The 24,542-nt window shown below is 71.0% G+C and carries 17 protein-coding genes; 8 read left to right on the forward strand and 9 right to left on the reverse strand.

Annotated elements, in window-relative coordinates; all coding sequences use genetic code 11:
- Positions 1-12: 12 nt before the first annotated feature.
- Entirely contained in the window at positions 13-2,574 is a 2,562-nt protein-coding gene (locus tag AUV07_RS15460) for a LuxR C-terminal-related transcriptional regulator (RefSeq protein WP_231868290.1), read from the forward strand.
- A gap of 50 nt (positions 2,575-2,624) precedes the next feature.
- Here the strand turns inward: AUV07_RS15460 and AUV07_RS15465 are convergent, their stop codons facing one another.
- From AUV07_RS15465 to AUV07_RS15475, 3 genes are all read right to left on the reverse strand, one after another.
- On the reverse strand, positions 2,625-7,823 hold the full coding sequence (locus AUV07_RS15465) for an isopeptide-forming domain-containing fimbrial protein (protein WP_062637504.1): 5,199 nt from the start codon (positions 7,821-7,823) through the stop codon (positions 2,625-2,627).
- A gap of 241 nt (positions 7,824-8,064) precedes the next feature.
- Positions 8,065-10,569: an FtsX-like permease family protein gene (locus tag AUV07_RS15470; RefSeq protein WP_062637506.1), complete on the reverse strand. Its 2,505-nt coding sequence runs from the start codon at positions 10,567-10,569 to the stop codon at positions 8,065-8,067.
- Positions 10,569-11,336 carry an ABC transporter ATP-binding protein gene (locus tag AUV07_RS15475; RefSeq protein ID WP_062637508.1) on the reverse strand — a complete coding sequence of 256 codons (768 nt, stop codon included), beginning with the start codon at positions 11,334-11,336 and terminating at the stop codon, positions 10,569-10,571. The genes AUV07_RS15470 and AUV07_RS15475 overlap by 1 nt, the downstream gene beginning before the upstream one ends.
- Before the next feature lie 108 nt (positions 11,337-11,444).
- On the opposite strand from AUV07_RS15475, the gene AUV07_RS15480 reads away from it, so the two are divergent.
- From AUV07_RS15480 to AUV07_RS15510, 7 genes are all read left to right on the forward strand, one after another.
- Positions 11,445-12,689, forward strand: a complete 1,245-nt coding sequence (locus AUV07_RS15480; protein ID WP_231868291.1) for a sensor histidine kinase — start codon at positions 11,445-11,447, stop codon at positions 12,687-12,689.
- Positions 12,677-13,315 carry a response regulator transcription factor gene (locus AUV07_RS15485; protein WP_062637512.1) on the forward strand — a complete coding sequence of 213 codons (639 nt, stop codon included), beginning with the start codon at positions 12,677-12,679 and terminating at the stop codon, positions 13,313-13,315. The genes AUV07_RS15480 and AUV07_RS15485 overlap by 13 nt, the downstream gene beginning before the upstream one ends.
- Positions 13,316-13,362: 47 nt before the next feature.
- On the forward strand, positions 13,363-14,133 hold the full coding sequence (locus tag AUV07_RS15490; RefSeq protein ID WP_146008204.1) for a LysM peptidoglycan-binding domain-containing protein: 771 nt from the start codon (positions 13,363-13,365) through the stop codon (positions 14,131-14,133).
- A 229-nt stretch (positions 14,134-14,362) separates the two neighbouring features.
- Entirely contained in the window at positions 14,363-14,704 is a 342-nt protein-coding gene (locus AUV07_RS15495; protein ID WP_062637516.1) for a PadR family transcriptional regulator, read from the forward strand.
- Position 14,705: 1 nt separating this feature from the next.
- Positions 14,706-15,077, forward strand: coding sequence for a DUF1048 domain-containing protein (locus AUV07_RS15500; RefSeq protein ID WP_025104172.1), 372 nt, complete (start codon positions 14,706-14,708; stop codon positions 15,075-15,077).
- Positions 15,074-15,919, forward strand: coding sequence for an ABC transporter ATP-binding protein (locus AUV07_RS15505; RefSeq protein ID WP_062637517.1), 846 nt, complete (start codon positions 15,074-15,076; stop codon positions 15,917-15,919). The genes AUV07_RS15500 and AUV07_RS15505 overlap by 4 nt, the downstream gene beginning before the upstream one ends.
- On the forward strand, positions 15,916-16,683 hold the full coding sequence (locus tag AUV07_RS15510) for an ABC transporter permease (RefSeq protein WP_062637519.1): 768 nt from the start codon (positions 15,916-15,918) through the stop codon (positions 16,681-16,683). The genes AUV07_RS15505 and AUV07_RS15510 overlap by 4 nt, the downstream gene beginning before the upstream one ends.
- A gap of 135 nt (positions 16,684-16,818) precedes the next feature.
- On the opposite strand, the gene AUV07_RS15515 is transcribed toward AUV07_RS15510, so the two are convergent.
- The 6 genes from AUV07_RS15515 to AUV07_RS15540 all read right to left on the reverse strand — a co-directional run bounded on the left by AUV07_RS15515 (position 16,819) and on the right by AUV07_RS15540 (position 24,354).
- On the reverse strand, positions 16,819-18,294 hold the full coding sequence (locus AUV07_RS15515; protein ID WP_062637997.1) for a lipase maturation factor family protein: 1,476 nt from the start codon (positions 18,292-18,294) through the stop codon (positions 16,819-16,821).
- A gap of 56 nt (positions 18,295-18,350) precedes the next feature.
- Positions 18,351-19,328, reverse strand: a complete 978-nt coding sequence (bsh, locus tag AUV07_RS15520) for a choloylglycine hydrolase (RefSeq protein ID WP_062637521.1) — start codon at positions 19,326-19,328, stop codon at positions 18,351-18,353.
- A gap of 145 nt (positions 19,329-19,473) precedes the next feature.
- The gene (locus AUV07_RS15525) at positions 19,474-20,382 is read right to left on the reverse strand and encodes a glycine betaine ABC transporter substrate-binding protein (protein ID WP_062637523.1); all 909 of its coding nucleotides are present in this window, start codon (positions 20,380-20,382) and stop codon (positions 19,474-19,476) included.
- A gap of 162 nt (positions 20,383-20,544) precedes the next feature.
- Positions 20,545-21,504 carry an ABC transporter permease gene (locus AUV07_RS15530; RefSeq protein ID WP_062637525.1) on the reverse strand — a complete coding sequence of 320 codons (960 nt, stop codon included), beginning with the start codon at positions 21,502-21,504 and terminating at the stop codon, positions 20,545-20,547.
- On the reverse strand, positions 21,504-22,910 hold the full coding sequence (locus tag AUV07_RS15535) for a quaternary amine ABC transporter ATP-binding protein (RefSeq protein ID WP_231868292.1): 1,407 nt from the start codon (positions 22,908-22,910) through the stop codon (positions 21,504-21,506). The genes AUV07_RS15530 and AUV07_RS15535 overlap by 1 nt, the downstream gene beginning before the upstream one ends.
- Before the next feature lie 331 nt (positions 22,911-23,241).
- A complete protein-coding gene (locus tag AUV07_RS15540) occupies positions 23,242-24,354 on the reverse strand; it encodes a class I SAM-dependent methyltransferase (protein ID WP_062637526.1) in 1,113 nt (370 codons plus the stop codon).
- Positions 24,355-24,542 lie beyond the last annotated feature (188 nt).

Here is a 24,542-nt window from a genome sequence, read left to right on the forward strand (position 1 = left end):
GTAGGGGTGGGGATGCGTACCTGGGGAGGGACGATGCCGGCTTTCGGCGCGCAAGGGGACAAGAGGCTGCCGCGGGTTTCCGCGCACGTCATCGGACGTCCGCGGGTGAACGCCGCGCTGGACGACGGAGCTCCGCTCACACTGCTGCGCGGAGCCGCGGGCTCCGGGAAGACCACCGCCCTCGTGGGCTGGGCCTTCACCTCGCCCGACCGCGTCGTGTGGCTCACGGCCACGCCCGCCCTGGCGACGAGCGCGGCCCTCGCCACCGCCCTGCTGCGGGCGCTGCGCGGCGCGGGCGAGGCCGTCGGCGCCCGTCATCCTGCCCCGGACGCCGAGGAAGGGTGGCCTGCCGTCGGCCAGTACCTGTGCGATCACGAGGAGCCTCTCGTCATCGTGCTCGACGACGCCGCCGCACTCGACCGCAATGCGGTCTTCGACCTGTGCCGCACGGTCGCCGTCCCGCCGCACGTCCGCCTGATCGTCGCCACGAACCGCCCCAGCCCCTTCGACAGCGACGGCATCGGCCTCGTGATCGACACCGCGCTGATCTCTCCCGACGACCTCGCGTTCGACATCGACGAGATCCGCCGCGCGCTCGACGTCGATGAAGACACCGCCGTCGCCGTGCGGGAGGCGACCGAGGGGTTTCCCGCGGTCATCCGCGCCGTCGCCCTCCGCGGCCGTGTCCCCGGCGGCACGACGATCGTGGAGGTCGCGACCGCGGCGGTCGACGACTACCTCCGCAGCCGCATGGAGGAGGGCACGTTCGGCGCCGGCGTCCTCGAGGGCCTGATCCGGATCAGCATCACGGACACCGTCGACCTGCCGTTGGCGCAGGCTCTCAGCAGTGATCCGGACATCGGCGCCGCCCTCGACGAGGCCGAGGTGTTCGGCTTCGGGCGGTGGTCGACGGAATCCGGGCGCCGGACCTTCACGATCGCCGCGCCGGCTCGCGCCCTTCTGCGCCGCGACCTCCTGGAGCGCTTCCCGGCCGAGATCCGCCTGCTCCGGCGCCTCGCGATCGAGGGTGCGCTGCGGCGCGACGCCCCCTTCGAGGGGCTCCGCCTGGCGATGGAGGAGGACGACCTCCACCTCGCCGCCCACGTCATCATGTCGGGCTGGAGCCACCTTCTGGATCACGACGGTCGCCGGGTCGTGGCGCTGCTGGGAGACCTGCCCCTCGCTCGGCTCAAGCAGGAGCCGCTGGTGGCGATGCTGCTGGGCATCTGCCTCAACGCCAACCGGCTCCGACGGGTGCGCGGCCTGCAGCTGCTGCGGATGGCGATCTCCGCCGCGAACGCCCGGCGCAGCGCCCTCTCGCCGACGGAGCGCCTGTTCATCTGGACCGCGGAGAGCGCGGCGCTGCGGGTGGTCGGGATGCCCGAGCGGGCCGGGCAGGTCGCGGCTCGCGCGCTCGCGCTGTACACGGAGACCTCGGAGTCGCAGTGGCAGCAGTACGCGATCGAGATGCCACTGCTGTGCACGCACCTCGGGATCTCGCTGTACTACGGCGGCCGTCGGGAGCAGGCCGTCCACCTCTTCGACGAGGCGGCCGCCCTCGCCGCGTCGCAGGGCACGGACAACGCCTTCCACGCCGTGAGCCTGCTCAGCGGGATCCACGCGCTCAACGGCGACCTCCCGGAAGCGCGCCACTACGTCGAGATCATCCGGGACGGCTCGTGGGATCCCGCACTGCTGGACGGGTACCGCGGCACGTTCTACCGCGTCGCGGAGGCGATGCTCGCGGTCGAGGAGGGCGACCTCGCTGCGGCCAAGCAGCACGTGCGCGCCTTCCTGCCGCACCGGGCGACGAGCGAGCACTGGACGACGATGGCGGCGGTGGAGGCGTGGATCGCGCTGCACGACGGCGAGGCCGCCGGCGGACTGGAGCGGCTGGAGTCGTTCGCCCGGATGCGCGGGCGCGAGGCCGGGTCGACGTCGGCGCGCCAGGCGCTGAGCCGCCCCCGGATCCTGCTGCACCTGGCGCTCGGCGATGTCCGTGCCGCGCGCGGCATCAAGCAGCGCGACGCCGGGACCGACCGCTTCGGCACCCTCCTGGAACGGGCGAGGATCGCCCTGATCGACGGTCGCGCTCCGGATGCGGTGCGGCTGCTCGCCACGACACGCCTCGAGCCGACGACGTCCCGCGAGCGCGCGGAGGCCGCCGCCGTGCACAGTGCGGCGCTCCACCGCGTCAGTCCCGCCGCTGCGCAGGCCGTGACCGAGGCGTTGCACGCCCAGCTCGCCGACCGGGACCTGCGCACTCCGCTGGCCCTGCTCGGCGCCGAGGACTTCGCCGCCGTCCGGGCCGACCTCGCTCCGATCGGCGACCCGCCGCTGCCCACCCGCTCGGCGTTGCCGTCGTTCGCGGCGCGCCCGAAGCTCTCCTCGCGGGAGCAGGTGGTGCTGCACGCACTCACGACGGGGGCGCCGCTGCCCGAGATCGCCGCGGAGCTGCGGATCTCGCCGAACACCCTGAAGACGCAGCTCCGCAGCATCTACCGCAAGCTCGACGTGGCCAACCGCACGGAGGCGCTCGAGCAGGCCGCCCGGCACGGCCTCCTCCCGGGATGACGAAGGCCCCGCCCGTCGGAGACGACGGGCGGGGCCTTCTTCGGGAACCGCTAGCTCTGCATGCGGCGACGTCGCACCAGCAGCAGCACCGCGCCACCGATCAGCAGGGCGGTCGCGAGGCCGAGGATCCACGGCGTCAGCTGTCCGCCGGTGAGGGCGAGCGGCGTCAGCACCCGGTTCTCGGTCGTGCTCGTCGGCGGGGTGATCGTCTCCCCGCCCGGCGGCGTGGCCGAGGCGGTGGCCGCGTTCCGCAGCGTCGCCCCCGCCGCGTCGGCGTGCACGGTCACCGCGTAGGTGATCACGACACGCTCTCCTTCGGCGAGGCTGCCCGTCCAATGCAGCGTCGTGCCGTCGATCGTCGGCGCGGCCACCGCCCGGTCACCCACCGTGGCGGTCGCCGTGCCGCGGAGGTCGGCATGCCGCAGCACTCCGGTCAGGTCGTCCGTGACGACGACCTCGTCCAGACCCGTCTCGCCGGTGTTGGTGCCGGTGAGGGTGTACGTCACGACGCTGCCCGTCGCGACGGCGGAGCCGGATGCGGGGTCGGACGACTTGACGAACGTGAAGCCCGGGGTGCCGACGGGGTTCTCCGTCGTCACCGGCGGCGGGGTCAGCTCGGCGCCGCCAGGAGGCGTGGCCGTGCCCTCGACGGTGTTCGCGATGATCGCACCGCCGGCATCGCCGTGCACGGTCACCGAGTAGGTGATCGTGACACGCTGGCCGACCGCGAGGTCACCGGCCCAGGTGAGCTCGTCGCCCGCGACGACGGGCTCGGGCGCGGTGCCGTCGCTCAGGGTCGCCGTCGCGTCGTTGTTGTAGGCGGCGTGGGCGAGCACGCCGGACAGGTCGTCGAGGATGCGGACCGGAGCCAGCGCCGTCTCCCCCGTGTTCACGCCGGTCACCGTGTAGGTGACGACGCTGCCCGGGTCGACCCGGGTGCCGGAGGCAGGATCGGCGAACTTGCGCAGCTCGAAGCCGGGCTTGTTCACGGGATTCTCGGTCGTCGCCGGCGGCGTCTCGATCGGCGGCACCCCACCCGGCGGGGTCGCCGAGCCGGAGGCCGAGTTCTCGAGGACAGCGCCGCCGGCCTCGGCGCGCACGGTCACCGAGTACGTGATCGTGACGCTCTCGCCGACCTGCAGCGCACCCGTCCAGGACAGCCGGTCCTCGGCCACCGTCGGCGCGGTCGTCGCCGTGCCGCCGATCGTCGCGGTCGCGTCGTCGTTGTACTCCGCGTGCGCCAGGACACCGGAGAGGTCGTCGGCGATGGTGACGGGGTCGAGAGCCGTCTCGCCCGTGTTCACACCGGTCACCGTGTAGGTGAGGACGCTGCCCGGGTCGACCGCCGTGCCCGCAGCCGGGTCGACGCTCTTCGAGACGGAGAATCCGGGCTCGTTGACCGGGTTGGTCGTGACACCGGGCGGCGGCGTGATCGTCGATCCTCCCGGCGGGGTCGCCGTCGCGGACGCCGCGTTCTCGATCACGGTGCCGACGCCGTCGGCGCTCACGGTCACGGAGTAGGTGACGGTCACGGTCTGGCCGACTGCGAGCGCCCCCGTCCACGACAGCTCGGTGCCGTCCAGGGTCGCGGGAGCCGCAGCGGCGCCCGCGATGCTCGCCACGGCGTCCGCGTTGAACGTCGCGTACGGCAGCACACCGGACAGGTCGTCGGTGATCGTCACCGGGTCCAGCACCGTCTGGCCCGTGTTGGCCGCGGTCAGCGTGTAGGTGAGCACGTCACCGGGGTCGACAGCGGTACCGGCGGCGGGGTCGACGGTCTTGGCGAACGTGAAGCCGGGCTCGTTCACGGGGTGCTCCGTGCTCGACGGCGGCGGCGTGATCGGCGTGCCGGGAGTCGTGGGACTCTCGGGGTCGCTCGGGTCGGCGGGGATCAGCGGGGTCGCCTCTCCGGTGGCCGTGTTCGCGATGGTCTCGCCGCCGGCGGTGGCGTCGACGGTCACCGAGTAGGTGATGACGACGTCCTGGCCGGGGCGCAGCACGCCGTTCCACGAGAGGGCGCCGTCGGCCACGCGCACGTCGCCGCGGGTGGCGGACACGTCGTCGTTGTACGACGCGTGGGCCAGCGCCGCGCGCAGGTCGTCGCCGATCTCGACGGGGTCGAGGACGGTGTCGCCCGTGTTGCGGCCGGTCACGGTGTAGGTGATCACGCTGCCGGGGTCGACGCGCGTGCCCGTCGCCGGGTCGGCCGTCTTGGTGACGGTGAACCCGGGCGTCGCCACGGGGTGCTCCGTCGTCGCCGGCGGAGTCTCGACCGGGGTGCCCGGCGTGGACGGGCTCTCCGGGTCGGTCGGGTCGGTCGGGATCAGCGGGGTGCCCTCCCCGGACACCGTGTTGCGGAGCAGCACGCCGGTCGCGCCCTCGTCCACCGTCACCGTGTAGGTGATGTCGACGCGGTCGCCGGGAGCGAGCGTCCCGGTCCAGGTGAGTGTGGTGCCCGAGAGCGCGACGGATCCGGACGAGGCCTTCGCGTCGCCGCCGTACTCCGCGTTCGCGAGGACGGCCGAGAGGTCGTCGACGATGGTCGCGGGGTCGAGGACCGTGTTGCCGGTGTTGACGCCCGAGACCGTGTACGTGAGGGTGTCGCCCGCGCGGACGGCGGTGCCGGAGGCCGGGTCAGCCGACTTCGAGACCTCGAAGCCGGTGTCGACGACGGGGTGCTCCGTCTCCGCCGCCGGCGGGACGATCGGGGTCCCCGGGGTCTTCGCCCCGGAGGGGTCGGCGGGGTCGGTCGGGATCTGCGGCGTGGCCGATCCGGTGACGACGTTGTGCAGCAGGGCCTTCTCGACACCCGCATCCACCGTCACCGTGTAGCGGATCGTGACCGATTCCCCGCGCGGGATGGCCCCGGTCCAGGTGAGGGTCGCGTCGGCGACCCGCACGGAGCCGCGGTCGGCCGTGACGTCGTCGTTGTAGCCGGCGGAGCCGAGCACGCCCGACAGGTCGTCGACGATCTCCGCGGGATCGAGGTCGGTGTCGCCCGTGTTGGTCCCGGTGATCGTGTAGGTGATCGTGTCGCCCGCCGACACGGCCGTGCCGGAGGCGGGGTCGGCCGACTTCGAGATCGTGAAGCCGGAGCCGATCACGGGGTGCTCGGTGGTGACCGTCGGCGGGACGATCGGCTCACCGGGAACCTGCGGCCCGGTCGGGTCGCCCGGGTTCGGGGTGGTCGGGGTGCCCGATCCGGTCACGCTGTTGCGCAGGATCGCGCCGGAGGTGTCGTCGCCCACGGTCACCGAGTACGTGATCGTCACGGTCTGTCCGGGCTGGAGCGTTCCGGTCCAGGCGAGGTCGTTCCCGATCAGGGTCGCGCCGCCCGCGGTCACGGTCGTGCCGCCGACCGCGGTCGTGATGTCGTCGTTGAAGGCGGCGTTCGCGAGCACGCCGGAGAGGTCGTCGGTGACGGTCACCGGGTCGAGGACGGTCGCGCCGGTGTTCGTGCCGGTGACGGTGTACTCGATGGTCTGACCCGGCTCCACCACGCTGCCCGATGCGGGATCGGAGGTCTTCGCGACCTCGAAGCCGGCGACGGGGTGCTCGGTGGTGACGGCCGGAGGGGTCGTCGGGGGCAGGCCCCCGGGCGGCGTGCCGGATGCGGTGACGCGGTTGGCGATGCGCTCGCCCTCCACGCCCTCGTCGACGACGACGGAGTAGGTGATCGTGAGTACCTGCCCGGGCTCGAGGGCGCCGGTCCAGGCCAGGTCGTCGCCCGTGACGGTGGCGGCGCCGGACGACACCGGGTCACCGTCGATCGCCGTCGCCACGTCGCCCTGGTACTCGGCGAACGCGCGCACGCCGGACAGGTCGTCGGTCACGGTGACCGGGTCGAGGCGGGTGTTGCCGGTGTTCTCGGCCTGCACCGTGTAGGTGAGACGCTGGCCGGCCTGCACGGCGGTGCCGTCGGCGGGGTCGGAGGTCTTGCGGAGAGCGAGGTCCGGCGCGAGGCGGACGTTCGTGTAGGTGCACGTGACGTCGGTGCCGAGCGGGCCGGCCGGCTGGGTGACCTGTCCGTCCGCGCTGACGGCCACCGGGGTGGTCGAGCCGTCGGCGTTCACCTGCAGGCAGACGAGGGAGGCGTCGTACTTCGTGAGGTCGGTCGAGCCCGCCGCCGATTCCGAGAGCCGGAAGGTGTCGCCCTGGTTCGTGAAGACGGGGCCGGCGTAGTCCGGCTGCAGCCCGGACCGGTCGCCGCGGGTGACGGCGTCGGTCCGCGCGACCTGGTAGCCGGCCGGCGACTGCACTCGGAGTCCGAACTGATCGGTCGCCGCGTGACGGCCCTCGGGGAGGTCCTTCTTCAGCGTCAGCGTGTTCGGGAACGTGCAGCTCGCCATGTCGGTGGGCGAGAAGGTGCCGAGCTGGGTCGTGTTGACCGTCTGCCCGCGGGGCAGATCGACCTCGACGATGTACGGGTTGTTGCCCCCGACAGAGACGAAGATGTGACCGAGGTTTCCGAACGCGATGCCGTTGCCCTGCACGCCAGCGCCCATGTCGTGCACCTGCTTGGCATCGATCGTGGCCGTACTGGGCTGGAGTGTGGCGGGCAGATCGGCAGAGTAGATGTATCGGTCGGCGACGAGCACGAGCTGACCGGAGGCGCTGAAGGCCATGTCGCCGTTGGCGCCGAAGGCGCTGCTGCCGGTGGTCGGGCGCAGCCTGCCGACCTGCACGTAGGTCTGCGGCGTGACGCTCTCGTTCCACGCATAGAGGTTGATGGCACCATCGAGTGTGCCGCTGGCGAAGTAGTACACGCCCGTGACGGGATGCACAGCCCCGCGCAGGACAGAGGAGTCTGAGCGGCTCGTTCCCAGCGTGAAGGGTGTTCGGCTCGTCGTTCCCTCGCCCCGACGGTCGTGCTTGGCCAGCACCTTGTCCGTGCCGACGTTGGTCACCGTGTACGCGAACGTTCCGTCCGCCGACAGGCCGAGTCCATTGTCGGAGTGGCCGACGCCGATGCTCGTCGCGCCGAGGGAGCCACCCCGGTCATCGACGGCGAACTCGCGCACCTCGGTGGCGCTCTGCACATACACCGCTCCCGGCGTGCACAGGAACGGCTCCGCCGCGGCGGCCGGTGCGGCGGTCAGCGTCCCGCCGACGACGATCATCGACGACGCGACGAGCGCCGTGCTCACGGCACCGCCGATCAGCCTCTTCGTGCGGCCCCGCCAGCGGCTGTGCCGCTCCGGCGGAAGACCATCGGACGTGCGGTCCTTGCGGGCACCACGGAATCCCATGACTGCTCTCCCCATTCATCGCGTTCCGGCACGCATCCGCGCACACGGAAGCCCCCGCCCCCTCAGGCGACCGCCGAGCACCCTTTCGGGCAGGGTGGACTCGGTCCGGGCCTCCGCCAGCCTGCCCGTCCGCCGCCGAGCCCTCCGGCCGAACCGGGGGAATTCACCCCTCCTTTTCACCCCGGAGACACGCCGGAGGGGCGCACCGGGGATCCCGATGCGCCCCTCGCCTGGTCGCCGCCTACTCGCGAGAGCCGATCTCCTCGATCGGACGACGGCGCAGCGCCGCCTCCGTCGCCACCCGCAGCGCGACGAGGGCCAGCGCCCCCATCCCGCCGATGATCGCGAGGGAGCCGAGCACGGGCATCGCCGGGAGCGGCTGCCCGGAGATGCCGTAGCTCATGCCCATCAGCGGCGGGATCGCCACCAGCACGCCGAAGACCATCGAGAGGACGGCGATCATGATCGCCTCGGTGCGCATCGTGGCGCGCACCTGGCCCCGGGAGGCGCCGATGAGCTGCAGCAGGGCGAACTCCCGGGACCGCTCCCCCGTCGCCATCACGAGGGTGTTCACGACGGCGATCGCGATGTACCCGAGGATGACCAGCAGGCCGATGAGACTCACCCACCCCTGCTGCGAGACGGCGCCGGTCGTGCTCGCCTTCTGCCCGGCCCCCGGGGCCACCTGCAGACCGTCGGCGGCGAGGGCGTCGGCCGCGCCGGAACCGTCCACCGACACGAGCGCGAACGAGTCGAGTCCTGCGGAGGTGTGCGCGCGGACGTGGTCGGCGGCCATGGTGAGATCGCCGAAGCCGAGACCGCGCTCGTAGATGCCGACCACGGTCGCCTCCAGCGGTGAGCCGTCGCCGAGCACGCCCGTCACCGGGTCGCCGATGTCGAGGCCGAGCGTGTGTGCCATATCGGCGCTGACGGCGACGGTCGCACCGCCGTCGAGGGCGGCGAGGGAGCCCTCCTGCACGCGGAGGTCGAGCAGGCCGTCCATCGTCGCCGGGTCGACGCCCTGAAGAACGTACTCCGTGCGTTCGACCTTGCCTTCGATGTCGAGCGCGTCGAGCACCGCGGTGCTGACGACCACGCCGGTCGCGGCGGTCAGCCCCGGCTCGGCGCGCAGCGCGCCGACGACGTCCGGGGAGAGCCCGGCCGGGGCCGCCACCCGTAGGTCGGCGGTGACCCCGGCCCGCGCCTGGGTCGCCGCCTCGTCCGCGACGATCGCCGGCCCGCCGATCTGCACGAGACCCAGCCCGATGCCGAGGGCGATCGGGAGGATCGCGGCTGCCATGCGCCGGCTGCCCGCGGTGGTGTGGGCGGCGGCGAGGAAGCCCGCGGCCGACGAACGGCGCAGCACGGGAGCGATGAGCCGCACGCACAGGGCGACGAGCCACGGACCCAGGAGCGCGAGCGCCACGATGAGCATGATCGCGGCGCCGGCCGACGCCCCCACCGCCGCGTCCCCGCGGACGGTCAGAGGGACGGTGGAGATCGAGACGCCGGCGGCGGCGAAGACGATCCCGGTGATGACGCGGGGCACGCCGATCGGACCCGGACCCGTCGACGACTCGCGCAGCGCCTCGATGGGGTCGAGGCGGGCCGGGCGGCGCGCCGCGATGCGCGCCGCTCCCCAGGCCGCGCCGAGCACCAGCACCAGCGCACTCATGGCCGGGAACGGGCTCAGCGCGAGGGCGAAGTCGCCGGGGATCACGCCGCCCGCGACGAACGCCGACTGCAACGCGGACGACAGCAGGTACCCGGGAGCGATCCCGAGCAGCGCGGCGACGGCTGCGACCGTGAGCACCTCCCTGGCGATGAGGGAATGCACCTGCGACGAGGTGGCCCCGACGGCACGGAGCAGGGCGTACTCACGCCGACGCGCCTGCACCGACAGCGACAGCGTTCCCGCGACGATGAACAGGGCGACGAGGATGCAGGTACCGACGAACGCGCTGCCGATCGCGATGAGCAGGGTGCGCGCCGCCGCCGAGTCGAGGAACTCCACATCGCCGCGGGCGTCACCGGTCCGGGCGACCAGATCGGGGAACGCGTCCCGGATCGCGCTCGCCACCTGCTCGGGGTCGCCGTCGACGAACACGCCCAGCGCCTGCGGGGCACCGCCGTGCGGGTCGAGGTCGCGGACGCGCTCGTCCGTCAGGAACACCGGCACCGCACGCTCCGGCAGCGCCTCTGCGGTCACCAGGCCGACGACCGTGTAGGTCGCCGGGGTGCCGCCGTGGGCCAGCGGAAGGGTGTCGCCCACGGCGTGGCCGGCACCGGCGAGCACCACGGCCTCGTCACCGGCAGCGGGTTCCCGGCCCTCTGCGAGCGTGAAGCCGGTGAGCGCCGTCGCGGACCAGGGGTGCGCCTCGACCACGGCATCCGTCGTCGGGCCCCGGAGCGCCAGGGGGACGGTCACGTCGGCGACCACGGCCTCGACTCCGGGCAGCGCGGCGATCTCCCGCGCGGCGTCGGCGGGAACGGGAGCGCGCTCGCGCAGCGGTACCGGCAGGTCTTCCGGCACGTCGACCTGCTGCACGGCCCCGACGACGACCTCGGCCGCCGTGTAGCGCTGCGGGGCGAGGCCGCCGCGGATGCCCGACTCGACGAGCACGCCGAGCCCCGTGACGAGCGCGCTCGCGACGAAGATGGCGACGAACACCCCGGCGAGGCTGCGCCGATGGTGACGGAGGTCGGCGCGGACGATGCGCCCGAGCCCGAGGGTCGAGGCGGACATCACCACTCCCCCAGCGTGCTCATGCGATCCGTGATCTGCTGCGGGCTGCCGCCGTCGAGATGTCCGGCGAACGCCCCGTCGGCGAGGAAGATCACCCGGTCGGCGTGGGAGGCCACCACCGGGTCGTGCGTGACGACCACAACGGTCTGGTGCAGCTCCTTCGCGGTATGGGCGAGGAGATCGAGGACCTGCTTCCCAGTGCGGGAATCCAGGGCGCCGGTGGGCTCGTCGCCGAACACGACGTGCGGTCGGGTGATGAGGGCACGGGCGATCGCGACGCGCTGCTGCTGTCCGCCGGAGAGCTCGGCGGGGCGACGGTGGCGGCGGTCCGTGAGACCCACCGCGGCGAGCAGGGTCTCCAGCCAGCGATGATCCAGGCCCTGCCGGCCGAGCCGCAGCGGGAGGGTGATGTTGTCCTCCACGGTCAGGGCCGGAAGCAGGTTGTAGGCCTGGAAGACGAACCCCACGTGGTCGCGGCGGAACGCCGTGAGCTGCCGGGGCGTGAGCGCGGAGATCTCGGTGCCGCCGAGGTGCACCGTGCCGCTGGTCGGGCGGTCGAGGCCCGCCGCGCTGTGCAGCAGCGTGCTCTTACCCGAGCCGGACGGGCCCATGATGGCGGTGAACGAGCCCCGCGCGATGGCGAGGTCGATGCCGCGGAGTGCCGTCTCCCTGGCGCTGCCGGAGCCGTAGGTCTTGACGAGGCCGCTGAGTCGCAGGGCCTCGGCGGGGGCCGCTTCGACGAGCGGCAGAGAGGAGAGGGAGGTCATGCTTCGACGCTAGGAAAGCTGGGCGTCCGCCCCCATCCCGCCCGGTCCCGCATCGATGGTGGAGCTGGCTCTACCGCGGGCGGCGGGGCGCTCGGGCAGACTTGCAGGGTGAAGGACGGATGGATGCGCCGCGGGCTGCGCGGATGGCTGCCCGATGCGCGGTTCCTCGCGGTCGAACTCGGCGCCTCCGTCGTGTCCCTCGCATTGTTCTGCGTCATCCTCGTGCTGCTGCCGCTCATGCTCATCACCGGCGGAGTGCTGTTGCTTCCGCAGGTCGTGCAGGTACTGCACGCCTGGAGCGACCGCGCGCGGCGACGGATCGGACGACGACGCGGGGAGGATCTGCCGCCACTCGGGCGCACACTGCCGCGCGGCGCGACCATCGACGAGCGTCTGCGCTTCGCCTTCTCCCGCTCCACCGCTCGCGATGCGCTGTGGCTCACCGTGCACGCCTTCCCGGTGATGTGGCTCTCGCTGCTGACGCTCGCGCTGCCGCTGTCCGCCGTCAACACACTCGCGGTCACCTGGTACTGGCAGTTCGCGCCCGCCGACGACCCGGTCGGCTCGCCGTACCCGGTCACGTCATGGGATCTGGCGTGGACCATGCCGCTCGTCGCCCTCGCCTATGCGGTGGCCGCGCTGTTCCTCGTCCCGGCGGTCGCCCGGCTGGTGGCCTTCGTCTCGGCGAGACTCCTCGCGACGCCCCAGAAGTCGCGCCTCGCCGCCCGCGTCGACGCGCTGACGCTCAGCCGCGCGGCCGCGCTCGACGCCCACGCCGCCGAGCTCCGTCGCATCGAGCGCGATCTGCACGACGGCGCCCAGAACCGCCTGGTGAACGTCGTGATGATGCTGGGGATCGCGGAGCGCGCCCAGGAGACCGGCGGCGATGTGATCGAGCCGTTGCACCGTGCGCAGGATGCCGCGGCCGATGCCCTCGCCGGCCTCCGGCGCACGGTGCACGACATCTATCCGCCGATCCTCGACGAACTGGGTCTCGAGGGGGCGCTCGCCTCGCTCGCCGGGCGCAGCGTCGTGCCGTGCACGCTCGACGCCGCGGACATCGGCCGGGTGCCGGCAGCGGTCGAGTCGGCCTCGTACTTCGTGGTCGCGGAGGCGCTGACCAACGTGAACAAGTACAGCGCAGCGGCCCGTGCCACCGTGCGCGTGGAGCGGGAGGGCGAGCTGCTCCTCATCACGGTGGAGGACGACGGGGCCGGCGGCGCGATCGAGCGTCCGAGCGGAGGGCTCGCCGGGATCCGGCGCCGTGTCGAGGCGTTCGAGGGCACGATGGAGCTGACGAGTCCCGTCGGGGGACCCACCATCCTGCGGACGGAGCTGCCATGCGGATCGTGATCGCCGAGGACGACACCCTGCTGCGGGAGGGCCTCGCGCTCCTGCTGCGCAGCGAGGGCTTCGACGTGATCGGCGCCGTGCCCGACGCCGACGGATTCCTCGCCCTGCTCGACGAGGCCGACGCGGCAGTGGTCGACGTGCGGATGCCCCCGACCTTCACCAGCGAGGGGCTCAAGGCCGCGGCCGAGGCGAGAGCCCGCCGCCCGGGCTTCCCGGTGCTCGTGCTCTCGGCGTACGTGGAGGACCGTTACGCGGGGGAGCTCCTCGCGGCGGGGGCGGACGGCCTCGGCTACCTGCTGAAGGAGCGGGTGGGCAAGGTCGCCGCGTTCGTCGACGCCCTTCGCCGGGTGGCCGCCGGTGGGACCGTGATGGACCCCGAGGTCATCTCGCAGCTCATGAGCCGCCGTCGCGCCGACGACCCCGTGCAGACCCTCACTCCACGGGAGCGGGAGGTGCTCGGGCTCATGGCGGAGGGCCTGGACAACACCACGATCGCCGCACGCCTGTTCGTGACGGAGACCGCGGTGAGCAAGCACATCGGCAACATCTTCGCCAAGCTCGGGCTCGCCGCCACCGACAGCGGCCACCGCCGGGTCCTCGCCGTCCTCGCCTATCTCCGCAGCTGACACCTCCGCTCTGGTGCTCGGCACGCTTCGATGCCATGCTGACCGGGATGAAGCGCTCCACCACGATCACCGCCGCCGTCGTCGCCGTCGCCGTCGCCGGCCTGGTCGTCGCGGCCGCTCCTGTCGTGGTCAGCGCCGCGTCCGCCGTGTTCGACGTCACCTCGTGGGCGTCGGAGCGCTTCGCCGCCGCACCGTCGCCGACCCCCACGCCGGCCGCCCTGAAAGCCGAAGACACGACCGAGGACGAACTCGTCGACCTGGGTGACGGCATCAGCGTGCCCGCCGGTGGGCCGGGGGACTGCACCACGAACGCGTTCATCAGCATCGGCAGCGACGACGGCTCGCCAATTCACGCGAAACTCCTCGGCGAGCTCGTCGACATGGGCGCGTCGGAGCTGGCGGGCGGTCCCGTCACTCTTGATGCGGACGGGCGGATCTTCTCCTACGAGGTCCAGTCCGGCGACAGTCTGATCGCGATCGGCGAGCGCTTCTGCGTCGACTACGTCACTGTCGGCAGCTTCAACCATGTGCGCGGCTTCGAGCCGATCGCACCCGGCGACGTCCTCTACCTCCGCCCGGACCCGGCTCTTCCGTTCGTCGACATTTACTCGCCGTACAACGCCCCGCCTGGCTCGTCCACCATCCCGTACTACGACGGCGTCGCCGCGTTCTCGACCGCCGTCGCCACCGCCGACCTGGGTGCCGCGCGGTGGCTGTGGCAGCGCCTGGAGAAGGACATGCCTCCGGAGACCGCTGCCGTGATCACGCAGGCTTTGCGCGACGACGACCTCCCCCTGCTCCGCCGCCTCTTCCCCTGACCTCCCTTCCTCCCCCTCTTCCCGCTGAGACCCCGGGTTGTCGTCGACACCCCGGGGTCTTCGCGTCGCCACCCGGGGGTCTCGCCGCGTACCCGGGGTCTCGGCGGAAAAGAGGGCGGAGAGGTTCAGTATTCGGTGTTGCTAGGTACCGGTACTCAGTGATACTTTGTACCGGTACCCAGCAACACTGAGTACTGAACGGAAGACACAGGAACGAGAGGAGGGGACGATGGGCAAGCAGATGACCGAGATGCTCAAGGGCACCCTGGAGGGCATCGTGCTGGCCCTCCTCGCCGAGCAGCCGGCCTACGGATACGAGATCACCACCCGGCTGCGCGAGCACGGCTTCACCGACACCGCCGAGGGCACCGTCTACGCCCTGCTGGTCAGGATCGAGCAGAAGAAGCTCGTCGACGTCGAGAAGGTGCCGAGCGAGAAGGGCCCGCCCCGCAAGGTGTACACCCTGAACGCGCAGGGCCGCCAGGAGCTGGAGGAGTTCTGGACCACCTGGGACTTCCTCCGCACGCACATCGAACGACTCAACACGAACACCACGAACAAGGAGAACTGACATGGCCGCGAAGTGGATCGAAGCGCTCACCGGATCGCTCGAGCAGAAGAAGCAGTACAAGCAGGCGAAGGCGCGGATCGAGGCTCTGCCGGAGCCGTACCGCACGGTCGCCAACGCCCAGCACCGCTACACGATGTACTACGGGGGCATCACCGACGGGGACACCCTCGTGCAGATCTTCCTCGACCTCGCCGACCTGTGGGAGCGCGCCGCGATCGACGGCACCCCGATCGACGACATCATCGGCGACGACCCCGTGGAGTTCGCCGAGAACTACGCCGAGGCCTACGGCGGCACGCAGTGGGTCGACAAGGAGCGCGCGCGGCTGAACAAGGCGGTCGCGGAGGCGAGGAAGAAGGAGGACGAGTCATGACGACGCCAGCCCTCTCGGTGCGCGGCATCGAGAAGTCGTACAAGGATCTGCACGTGCTGCGCGGCGTCGACTTCGAGGCGGAGCGGGGATCGATCTTCGCCCTCCTCGGGTCGAACGGCGCGGGCAAGACCACCATGGTGCGCATCCTCTCCACACTGCTGAGGGCCGACGCGGGCACGGCGACGGTGCAGGGCATCGACGTCGCGGCGAACCCGGTTGGCGTGCGCGAGCGCATCAGCCTCACCGGACAGTTCGCCGCGGTCGACGAGATCCTCACCGGACGCGAGAACCTCGTGCTGGTCGCGAAGCTACGGCACCTCCCCGACCCCGGTGCCGTGGCCGATCGGCTTCTCGCGCGCTTCCGGCTCACCGAGGCCGGGGGCCGCAAGGTCGGCACGTACTCCGGCGGGATGCGACGCCGACTCGACATCGCGATGAGCCTGGTCGGCGACCCCGAGGTCATCTACCTCGACGAGCCGACCACGGGCCTCGACCCCGAGTCGCGCATCGAGGTGTGGGAGGTCGTGAAGGAGCTCGCGGGCGGCGGCACGACCGTGCTGCTCACGACGCAGTATCTCGACGAGGCGGAGCAGTTGGCCGACCGCATCGCGATCCTGCACGAGGGCCGCATCATCGCGAACGACACGCTCGCCGGGCTCAAGCGCCTGCTTCCGGCCGCGAAGGTCGAGTACGTCGAGAAGCAGCCCACCCTCGAGGAGATCTTCCTCACCCTCATCGGCCCCTCGACCCCTTCGACCCCTTCGACCCCTTCGACCCCTTCGACAGGCTCAGGGACCCAAGCGGGCTCAGGGACCCAGGTCCAGAAAGGAGATGCAGCATGACCACGCACTTCGCCGCCGACACGGCGACGCTCACCGGCCGCTCCATGCGGCACATCTTCCGCAGCCCCGACACGATCATCACCACCGCGGTCACCCCGATCGCCCTGATGCTGCTGTTCGTGTACGTCTTCGGCGGCGCTCTCCAGCAGAGCACCGGCGCCGAGAACTACGTGAACTACCTGCTGCCGGGCATCCTGCTCATCGCGATCGCGTCGGGCATCGCCTACACGGCGTTCCGGCTGTTCACCGATATGCAGAGCGGCATCTTCGAGCGGTTCCACTCCATGCCGATCGCCCGGTCGAGCGTGCTGTGGGCCCACGTGCTGACGTCTCTCACCGCGAACGCCATCACCCTCGCGATCATCTTCGGGGTCGGGTTCCTCATGGGCTTCCGCACCGGCGCGAGCGTCTGGGCCTGGCTCGGCGTGATCGGCATCCTGATGCTGTTCACCCTGGCACTCACGTGGCTGGCGATCATCGCGGGCCTGAACGCCAAGACGGTCGACGGCGCGAGTGCGTTCTCGTATCCGCTGATCTTCCTGCCGTTCATCAGCTCGGCGTTCGTGCCGACCGACACCATGCCGGCACCGGTGCAGTGGTTCGCCGAGAACCAGCCGGTGACCTCGATCGTCAACTCCATCCAGGCGTTGTTCGCGGGGGAGTCGGTCGGGTCCGACATCTGGGTCGCTCTCGCCTGGTGCGTCGGGATCCTCGTGGTCGCCTACGTGTTCGCGATCATCTCGTACCGGAAGAAGGTCAGCTGATCGACGTCCAGCGAGACGGAACGCTCCGACCGGGGACTCTCCCCGGCCGGGGCGTTTCGCCGCGCTCGGCGGCCGTTCGAATCGCCCGAATGGCTCCATCCGGCCCGGATTTGCCGCACAGTGCGCGACTCGAAGTCAGCGGAGGCCGACCGGACCGAGCACCACGCGGCGACCGGTCCGCACCCAGACGGCCCCGTCGACACGGTGCTCGGCGCGGGTCGTGAAGCGGTAGCGGTAGGACACGGCGCGCACCCACCGCGGCCGCTCGCCGTGGAAGGGGTCCACGCGCAGCATCCGCAGCGTCGGGGCATCCGCCTCCAGCAGCCGCACGAGGAACACGGAGAACCAGTCGTCCAGCGAGTGCCCGAGCGGCAGGAACCACATCAGCCAGTCCAGCCGCAGGTGATACGGGGCGAACTGCCGCGGGATCCGCCGCACGTCCCCGGGCTTCCCGCGGAACTCGTACTCGCGCCAGTGCCGGCCCTCCTCGTCGTCCGACCCCTCCACGACGATCTCGATCCGCTCCCGCGTGACCGTGCCGAAGGCTCCGTAGGCGTTCGCGAGCTGCCAGCGGTGGAAGCTCGCGTTCATGAGCTGTCGTCGAGCGAAGAGGTTGCGCACGGCGGGCACGCTCAGCACGACGAACAGCGCCCCGACCGCCGAGGTCACCACGACCCACCACAGCGGCATGCCGGACACCGTCCACGGCAGCGAGGTCTCCGGCGTCCGCTCCGGAGTCCCGATGCCGGGGAGGCCGATCGCGGAGAACCCGAGCACGATCGTGGCCCAGTTCAGCCACGCGAAGTTCCCGGTGAGCACGAGCCACAGCTGCGTCGCGATCACGATCCCGCCGGAGACGGCACCGACGATCTGCGGCACCGGACCAGGAAGCCAGAGGGACAGCAGCGGGGCGAAGAGGAAGAACGGCACGACGAGCTGCGCGACGTGGTTCCCGACGACCTCGAGCTTGTGGAACCACCGCGGCAGCAGATGCGCCTGGCGGCTCAGCGGCCCGGGCATCGGCTGGGTCTCGTGGTGGAAGGTCATCGCGGTGAGGTCGCGCCACTCGCGTCCGCCGCGGATCTTGATCATCCCGGCGCCGAACTCCAGCCGGAACAGCAGCCACCAGAACAGCACGATCACCACGGTCGGCGGCGGCTGATCGTTCGAGCCGAGGAAGGCCGCGAGGAACCCCGCCTCCAGCAGCAGCATCTCCCACCCGAACGAGTAGAAGGTCTGCCCGATGCTCACCACCGACATGTAGCCGAACCACAGGGCGAGGAATGCGAGCATCGGCACCCACGGCGGCCCGAGCTGGGGCACCCCGGCGATGAGCAGGGCGGCGATGACGATCCCCGCCCCGCACAGCGCGACCAGACGCCGATCGGTGTAGCGGACGCGGGTGAAGAGCGTGGGGTGCAGCAGCTTCCGGCGCTCGCGCTTCTGCGCCACCCAGTCCAGCAATACGGGTGCGGGCAGGAGGCCGTGCTCACCGAGAAGCGGGCGGAACTGGTTCAGCGTCGAGACGAACGCGACGAGGTACAGCGCCGCGATGCCCCGCTGCAGGACCTCGCGGGCGAACCCGAAGTCGACCGCCGCGAACCCGTCCACGGCCACAGGCTACGCCGCGGCCGCCCTCCCGATGAGGGGGTTGCGCGGAGCGGAGATCAGTTCTGCATCGCGATCTGCTGCCCCTTCACGAGCGGGTACGCCGCGAGCTCGGAGCCGTCGAGATCCTCCTTGTGCATGTCCACGCCGGTGATCTGGCTGTTCTCGTAGGTCGTGTAGTAGTACACGCCCGTCGCGGTGTTGGCGCATGACGAGTAGATGGTGATCTCGTACTTCTCCTCGTCGCCGACCTGCACGCACCCGCGCTGCTGGGCGACAGCGCCGAGGATCTGGAAGAACTGGCTGATCGACTCCGACTCCGACGTGCCGCACACCGAGTTCATGCGCGTGAACACCGCCTTCACGAACCGCGACGACGACGACAGGTCGCCCGGCAGTCCGATCCCTCCCATGCCGCGACTGTAGAGGTCCATCGGCACGTCCGAGGCGAACGTGTTCTTCGGCTGCCGCTTCGAGAGGTGCTGATAGTCGTTGAGCCGGAAGCTCTGGATGTCGAACGTGGGGTTGTTCGTGAGCACGCCCCACGGGTTGTCGTAGACCTTGAGGCCGCCGCGCACGCTCTCGACCGTGATCGATGCGCTCTTGTCGGCGATGATCCAGTGCAGCGGCGACAGCGGGAACTCCGGGCTGAAGTCGATGTCCACGAGGCTCACCGACCGCAGGGCCTCCTTCACCTCGGCCACCGTCTCGAACTGTCCGAGGACCCAGGGGATGAACTCGAACGGCGTGACCTCGGTGTCGCCCGACCCCGGCGCCGGGTAGTGCGCGTTGTCCGGGAAGTTGAGTCCCGCCATGCCGAGCCCCTTCTCGTTGACCGCGTCGTAGTAGAGCGGGTAGCCGTCGGCGATCGTCGCGATCCCGATGATCGCGTGGTGCGTCGGCATCGACGGCAGCCGGTGGAACGGGAACGGGAAGTTCCGCGGTGTGACGGTCACGGTCTCGTTGTACGAGAACTCCAGATCGAGATTCCTCCCGAAGTAGTGGTCGGCGGTCGTGAAGCTCAGTCCTGTGCACATGGTCGTGTCCCCCCTCCGCGGGCTGGTCGACCCGCCGGTTTCGCGCCATGCTTCCACCTTCGGCACCCGAATGTAAGTGGGGTCACCCACGACGAAGGAGGGCCTCCCGCTGCGGGAGACCCTCCTTCGAGACATGCGACGGGTGTCAGCTCGTGACGGTCCAGTCGAACTGGTCGCCGTATTCCTCGAGCCAGGCGTCGACCGCGTCGGCTTCCTTGCCCTCGCCGTACTCGTTGACCACGAGGTCTTCGAGCGCGCCGTACTGCTCGTCGTCGAGCTTGATCTTCTCGATCAGCTCCGCCGCCTCCGGGAACTCGTCCGCGAAGCCCGCGGTGCCCAGGAAGTGCAGGCCCTCGGCCTTGCCCATGGCGCCCTTCGGGTCTTCGAGGTCCTTCACGGGGAAGGCGTCGTTGGCCCAGAACGGACGCCACAGCGTGACGACGATGTCCTCCTTCTTGTCGGTCGCGGTCTTGAGCTCCGTGAGCATCGCCGCGGTCGACGAGGTGACGAGCTCGTACTCGCCGTCGAGGCCGTACTCGGGCATCATCTTCTGGGTCTGGGCGGTCAGGCCCGCACCCGGCTCGATGCCGTAGATCTTGCCGTCGAAGTCGGCGCCCTTGCCCGCGAGGTCCTCGATCGAGGTGAGCTCGGAGTACTCCGGCACCGCGAGGGTCAGCTTGGCGTTCTTGTAGTACGTGCCGAGGTCTTCGATGTCGTCGCCGTAGGTGTCCATGTAGGAGGCGTGCGTGAGCTCCGGCCAGGCCGACGGGTACATGTCGACGTCGCCCTGCGCGAGCCCGGTGTAGAGCGGGCCGGCCTCGGTGAGCGTCTTCATCTCGACCGTGTAGCCGATCTTCTCGAGCTGGTCCTGGAGGAGGTAGGCGGTGCTGAGGCCGTCGGTCCAGGAGGGCAGGAACCCGAGGGTGATGGTGCCCTTGTCCTCGGCACCGTCGCCGCCGCCGCTCGTGCCACCGGCGCCGTCGCCGCTGCATCCGGCGAGGGTGAGCGCTGCGGCAGCCCCGAGGGCGGTGATGGTCAGGATCTTCTTCTTCATGTGACTCTCTCTCTTGCGTTCCGTATGTGATTCAGGAGGTGCGGACGAGGCCGCGGGACAGCTGTGCCGGGATCGAAACCGTGCCGGGATCCGCGCCCCGGCGCCCCTTTTCCGTCCCGCACCGGACGTAAAGGGGTGGGACGGAGACGAGGACGCGGGGGCTCAGGCGCGGGCGAGCTCGGATTCGGTCGCAGCCTCCTCGGCGGGCGCGGAGGCTGCGGACTCCGACGACACGGGGGCGGACGGCCGGGACGAACCGCGACGCTTCAGCATGCCGAGGAGCGAGGAGCGGTTCTCGCCGGGCGCGCCCAGAGCGGCGGTCACCCGGTCGAGGAACACGGCGATGAGCACGACGCCCAGACCGGCTTCGACGCCCTTGGGGATGTTGATCGTCGAGATCGCCTCGACGACCATCTTCCCGAGCCCGTCGGCACCGGCCATTCCGGCGATGACCGCCATCGACAGGGCGAGCATGATGACCTGGTTGACGCCGGCCATGATGGTCGGCATCGCGAGCGGGAGCTGGATGCCGCGGAGGATCTGCCCCGGCGTCGCTCCGAAGGCGTGTCCGGCCTCGACGGTCTCCGCGTCGACCCCGCGGATGCCCAGCTCGGTCAGACGCACGCCGGGAGGCAGCGCGAAGATCACGGTGGCGACGAGTCCGGGCACCACACCGATGCCGAAGAACACGATCGCCGGGATCAGGTACACGAAGGCCGGCATGGTCTGCATGAAGTCGAGCACCGGCTTGAGCGTCGCGCGCACGGTCGCATTGCGCGCCGACCAGATGCCGAGCGGCACCGCGATCAGCACGGCCACGACGGCGGCGACGAGCACCAGGGCGAGCGTCTGCATAGCCGGCACCCAGAGGTCCATGGCGACGATGAGCCCGAACGACAGGATCGTGCCGATGGCGAGCTGCCACGAGCGCACGAGCCAGGCGATCAGCGCCGCGATCACGATGATGACGGCGAAGTGCGGCGTGAGGAGCAGGCGGGTGAGGCCGTCGACGAGGAAGCTCACCACGAACGAGACCGCGTCGAGCAGGCCGTCGAGGTTGGCGGTGATCCAGTCGACGCCGGCGGCGACCCAGTCGCCCACGGGGATGCGGAAACCGTCCATCAGCGCACCCCCTCCGCCTGGGTCCCTGAGCCGAAGCCCTGGGTCCTTGAGCCGAACCCGCCCTGGGTCCCCGAGCCGAACCCGCCCTGTGCCTCTGAGCCGAAGCCACCCTGGGTCCCTGAGCTCGTCGAAGGGCCGGGCTCGGCCGTCCATCCGTCGTCGAGCACGGCGTCGATCTCGGCCTGGGGCATGGGGGTCATCGGCAGCAGGATCTCCTCGGTCGCTCCGGGCCCGGGACCGAGCGCCGCGAGCAGGGTGACGCGCGGGATCACGCCCGCGAGGCGGCCGTCGGCATCCGTCACCGCGAGGGGCAACGGCGACTCGACGGCGGGGACGAACAGGTTCATGAGGACGTCGTCCTCGCGCACGCTCTGCAGCACCGGCTTGATGATCGAGTCGAGGCGCGTGGCGCCCTGCCGCACGAGCTTCACGGCGTCGCGGTCGGTGACCACGCCGACGAGCTGCCGGTCCTTGCCGACCACGTAGGTCGCCGACATGTAGGCGTCGCGCATCTGGCGGAGCGCGGTGCGAGGACCGGCCGACTCGGCGACGACGGGGCGCGGACGCTCCATGACGTTCGCGGCGGTGAGCACGCGGGCACGGTCGACGTCCTGCACGAACTGCTCGACGTAGTCGTTCGCCGGGTCCATGAGGATGTCCTCCGGCGTGCCGATCTGCACGATGCGGCCGTCGCGCATGACGGCGATGCGGTCACCGAGGAACATGGCCTCGTTGAGGTCATGCGTGATGAAGACGATGGTCTTCTGGAGCTTCTGCTGCAGCTCCAGGAGCTGCTCCTGCATCTCGCGGCGGATCAGCGGGTCGAGCGCGCTGAAGGCCTCGTCCATGAGCAGGATGTCGCTGTCGGCCGCGAGGGCGCGGGCGATGCCCACGCGCTGCTGCATACCGCCGGAGAGCTCGGAGGGCAGCTTGTCGCCCTGGCCCTCGAGCCCGACGAGAGCGAGGATCTCCTCGGCCTTGGCCTGGCGTTCGGCCTTGCCGACGCCCTTGAGCTCGAGCGGGTAGGCGACGTTCGCGGCGACCGTGCGGTGCGGCAGCAGCGCGAAGTGCTGGAACACCATCGAGATGCGGTCGCGGCGGATCTCCCGCAGGCGCGCGGCCGGGATGCCCGTGATCGGGTCGCCGCCCACGGTGACGGTGCCGGCGGTGATGTCGTGCAGCCCGTTGAGCATGCGGATGATGGTGGACTTGCCCGATCCGGACAGGCCCATGATGACGAAGATCTCACCGCGGTTGACGGTGAAGCTGGCGTCGATGACGGCGGCGGTCCCCGCGTCGGCGACGGCCGTGCGGCTCTCCCCCGCCTTCAGCCGGCGAACGGCGGCGCTCGGATTCCTCCCGAACACCTTGTACAGATGGCGCGCTTCGAGTGCTGTTTCGGACACGTTTCCCCTGCGGCTCGGCCTTCGGGTGGCTGAGCCTGCTTCGGTCACGCCCGGGTGATCCTCACGAGGCCGTTCGACGTCTTCGCTGTGGCGGCACAGGCGGCGGATTTCGGATCCGCCGCAGAGGGGATCGACCGTACGCCCACGCCTCTTCGCCGCACAGCTCATCGAAGGAAGGACGTGACCGCGGACTGGTCTATGGGCCGTCAGGCCCGCAGACCAACGTAACGAAATGGCCGGTCAGCGGCAAATCCTGGGCCACGGACGTGCCCGGGTTTCCGCCGCTGACCGGGGGATAGTACGAGCGTCTAGCAATTTCGTCGCGGGGTCGTCACGGGCGCCGGACGGTGCGCGTCACAGTGAACTTGGGGGTGCGTCGGAGCTGCGCGGTGGGGCCGATGAGCCGGGTCAGCTCGGCCCGGTAGCCGAGGCTCGAGTTGTACACCGCGAACAGCTCCCCGTCCGGTCGGAGCAGGCGCGCGGCGGCCTCGAACAGGCGGGTCGCGGCGCCGGTGTGCACGCTGGCGCCGAGGTGGAACGGCGGATTCAGGAGCACCGTGTCGAAGCTCCCCGCGGCGAGCGCCGACCCCGCGTCATCGTGGGTGACCTCGACCCGATCGGCCACCCCGTTCGCCGACGCGGTGGCACGGGCGGAGGCGACGGCGGCGGCCGAGCGGTCCGTGGCGACGAGCCGGTCCCGCGGGCGAGCACGCGCCCAGGACACGGCGAGCGCTCCCGTCCCGCAGCCGAGGTCGAGCACGCGGCCGGCATCGTTCCCGTCGAGGTCGAGCGCATCGAGCAGCGTGCGGGTGCCGATGTCGAGACGGGGTCCGGCGAAGGCGCCGCCGTGGGCCACGAGGACGAGGTCGCCGTGCCGCGCGGAGACCGGGAATGGCGGCGACTCCGGCACGGGGAGGGGTTCAGTGGCGACGAGCAGCCGCGACTTCCGTTCCGCGCGCTGCGCCTGCACGTGGGCGAAGCTCCGCGCCAGGACGTCGTTCTGGCCGAGGGACATGTGCTTCACGCGGCCGCCCGCGACGAGCGCCACGTCCGCGCCGGCCCAGCGGGCCACGGCGTCGGCGATCTCCTCCAGTTCGGCGAGGGCCTTCGGCAACTGCAGCAGCACCAGTCTCGCTCCGGCGAGCAGATCGGCATCGAGCTCGTGCGGCGCGAACCCGCCGATTCCGAGCTCCTCCGCGTTGCGCGCGAGGGCGCGGCGTCCGGTCGCGAGGTCCTGATGCACCCGGACACCGGAGCGCCCGGCCGCCGTGAGCGCCAGCGTGATCGCGCCGTACTCGTCACCGATCACGACCGTCTCGGACCCCGGCACGTCGAGCGCGAGTGCGCGCTCCACGAGCAGGAGGTCGGTCGCATCGTGGGCCTGGAGGTTGTCCGCCTCGACGTCAGGCCAGCGACGCAGGCGGCTGTAGGGGAACTCCGGCACCAGCCCACTGTACGCGGCCCGCCTCACCCCCTCCCCGTGCACAACTTCAGAGCTGACGGCCGACACGCCGCCGGAACCGACCGACGGGCGGCATGTCGACAGAGATCTCCGAAGCTGTGCCCGCTCACATGCAGAGGGGTTGACACCGTGGCCGGTTCCATGGTTACTTAGTTGAGTAAGTAACCCAG

It is taken from the genome of Microbacterium sp. CH1, from assembly GCF_001595495.1.
Lineage (GTDB): Bacteria > Actinomycetota > Actinomycetes > Actinomycetales > Microbacteriaceae > Microbacterium.

Coding starts and splice junctions, on each gene's coding strand:
- AUV07_RS15505 (WP_062637517.1), top strand. CDS start 15,074: ATGACGACGCCAGCCCTCTCGGTGCGCGGCATCGAGAAGTCGTACAAG.
- AUV07_RS15495 (WP_062637516.1), top strand. CDS start 14,363: ATGGGCAAGCAGATGACCGAGATGCTCAAGGGCACCCTGGAGGGCATC.
- AUV07_RS15485 (WP_062637512.1), top strand. CDS start 12,677: ATGCGGATCGTGATCGCCGAGGACGACACCCTGCTGCGGGAGGGCCTC.
- AUV07_RS15475 (WP_062637508.1), bottom strand. CDS start 11,336: ATGACCTCCCTCTCCTCTCTGCCGCTCGTCGAAGCGGCCCCCGCCGAG.
- AUV07_RS15530 (WP_062637525.1), bottom strand. CDS start 21,504: ATGGACGGTTTCCGCATCCCCGTGGGCGACTGGGTCGCCGCCGGCGTC.
- AUV07_RS15470 (WP_062637506.1), bottom strand. CDS start 10,569: ATGTCCGCCTCGACCCTCGGGCTCGGGCGCATCGTCCGCGCCGACCTC.
- AUV07_RS15465 (WP_062637504.1), bottom strand. CDS start 7,823: ATGGGATTCCGTGGTGCCCGCAAGGACCGCACGTCCGATGGTCTTCCG.
- AUV07_RS15490 (WP_146008204.1), top strand. CDS start 13,363: ATGAAGCGCTCCACCACGATCACCGCCGCCGTCGTCGCCGTCGCCGTC.
- AUV07_RS15500 (WP_025104172.1), top strand. CDS start 14,706: ATGGCCGCGAAGTGGATCGAAGCGCTCACCGGATCGCTCGAGCAGAAG.
- AUV07_RS15510 (WP_062637519.1), top strand. CDS start 15,916: ATGACCACGCACTTCGCCGCCGACACGGCGACGCTCACCGGCCGCTCC.
- AUV07_RS15460 (WP_231868290.1), top strand. CDS start 13: ATGCGTACCTGGGGAGGGACGATGCCGGCTTTCGGCGCGCAAGGGGAC.
- bsh (WP_062637521.1), bottom strand. CDS start 19,328: ATGTGCACAGGACTGAGCTTCACGACCGCCGACCACTACTTCGGGAGG.
- AUV07_RS15525 (WP_062637523.1), bottom strand. CDS start 20,382: ATGAAGAAGAAGATCCTGACCATCACCGCCCTCGGGGCTGCCGCAGCG.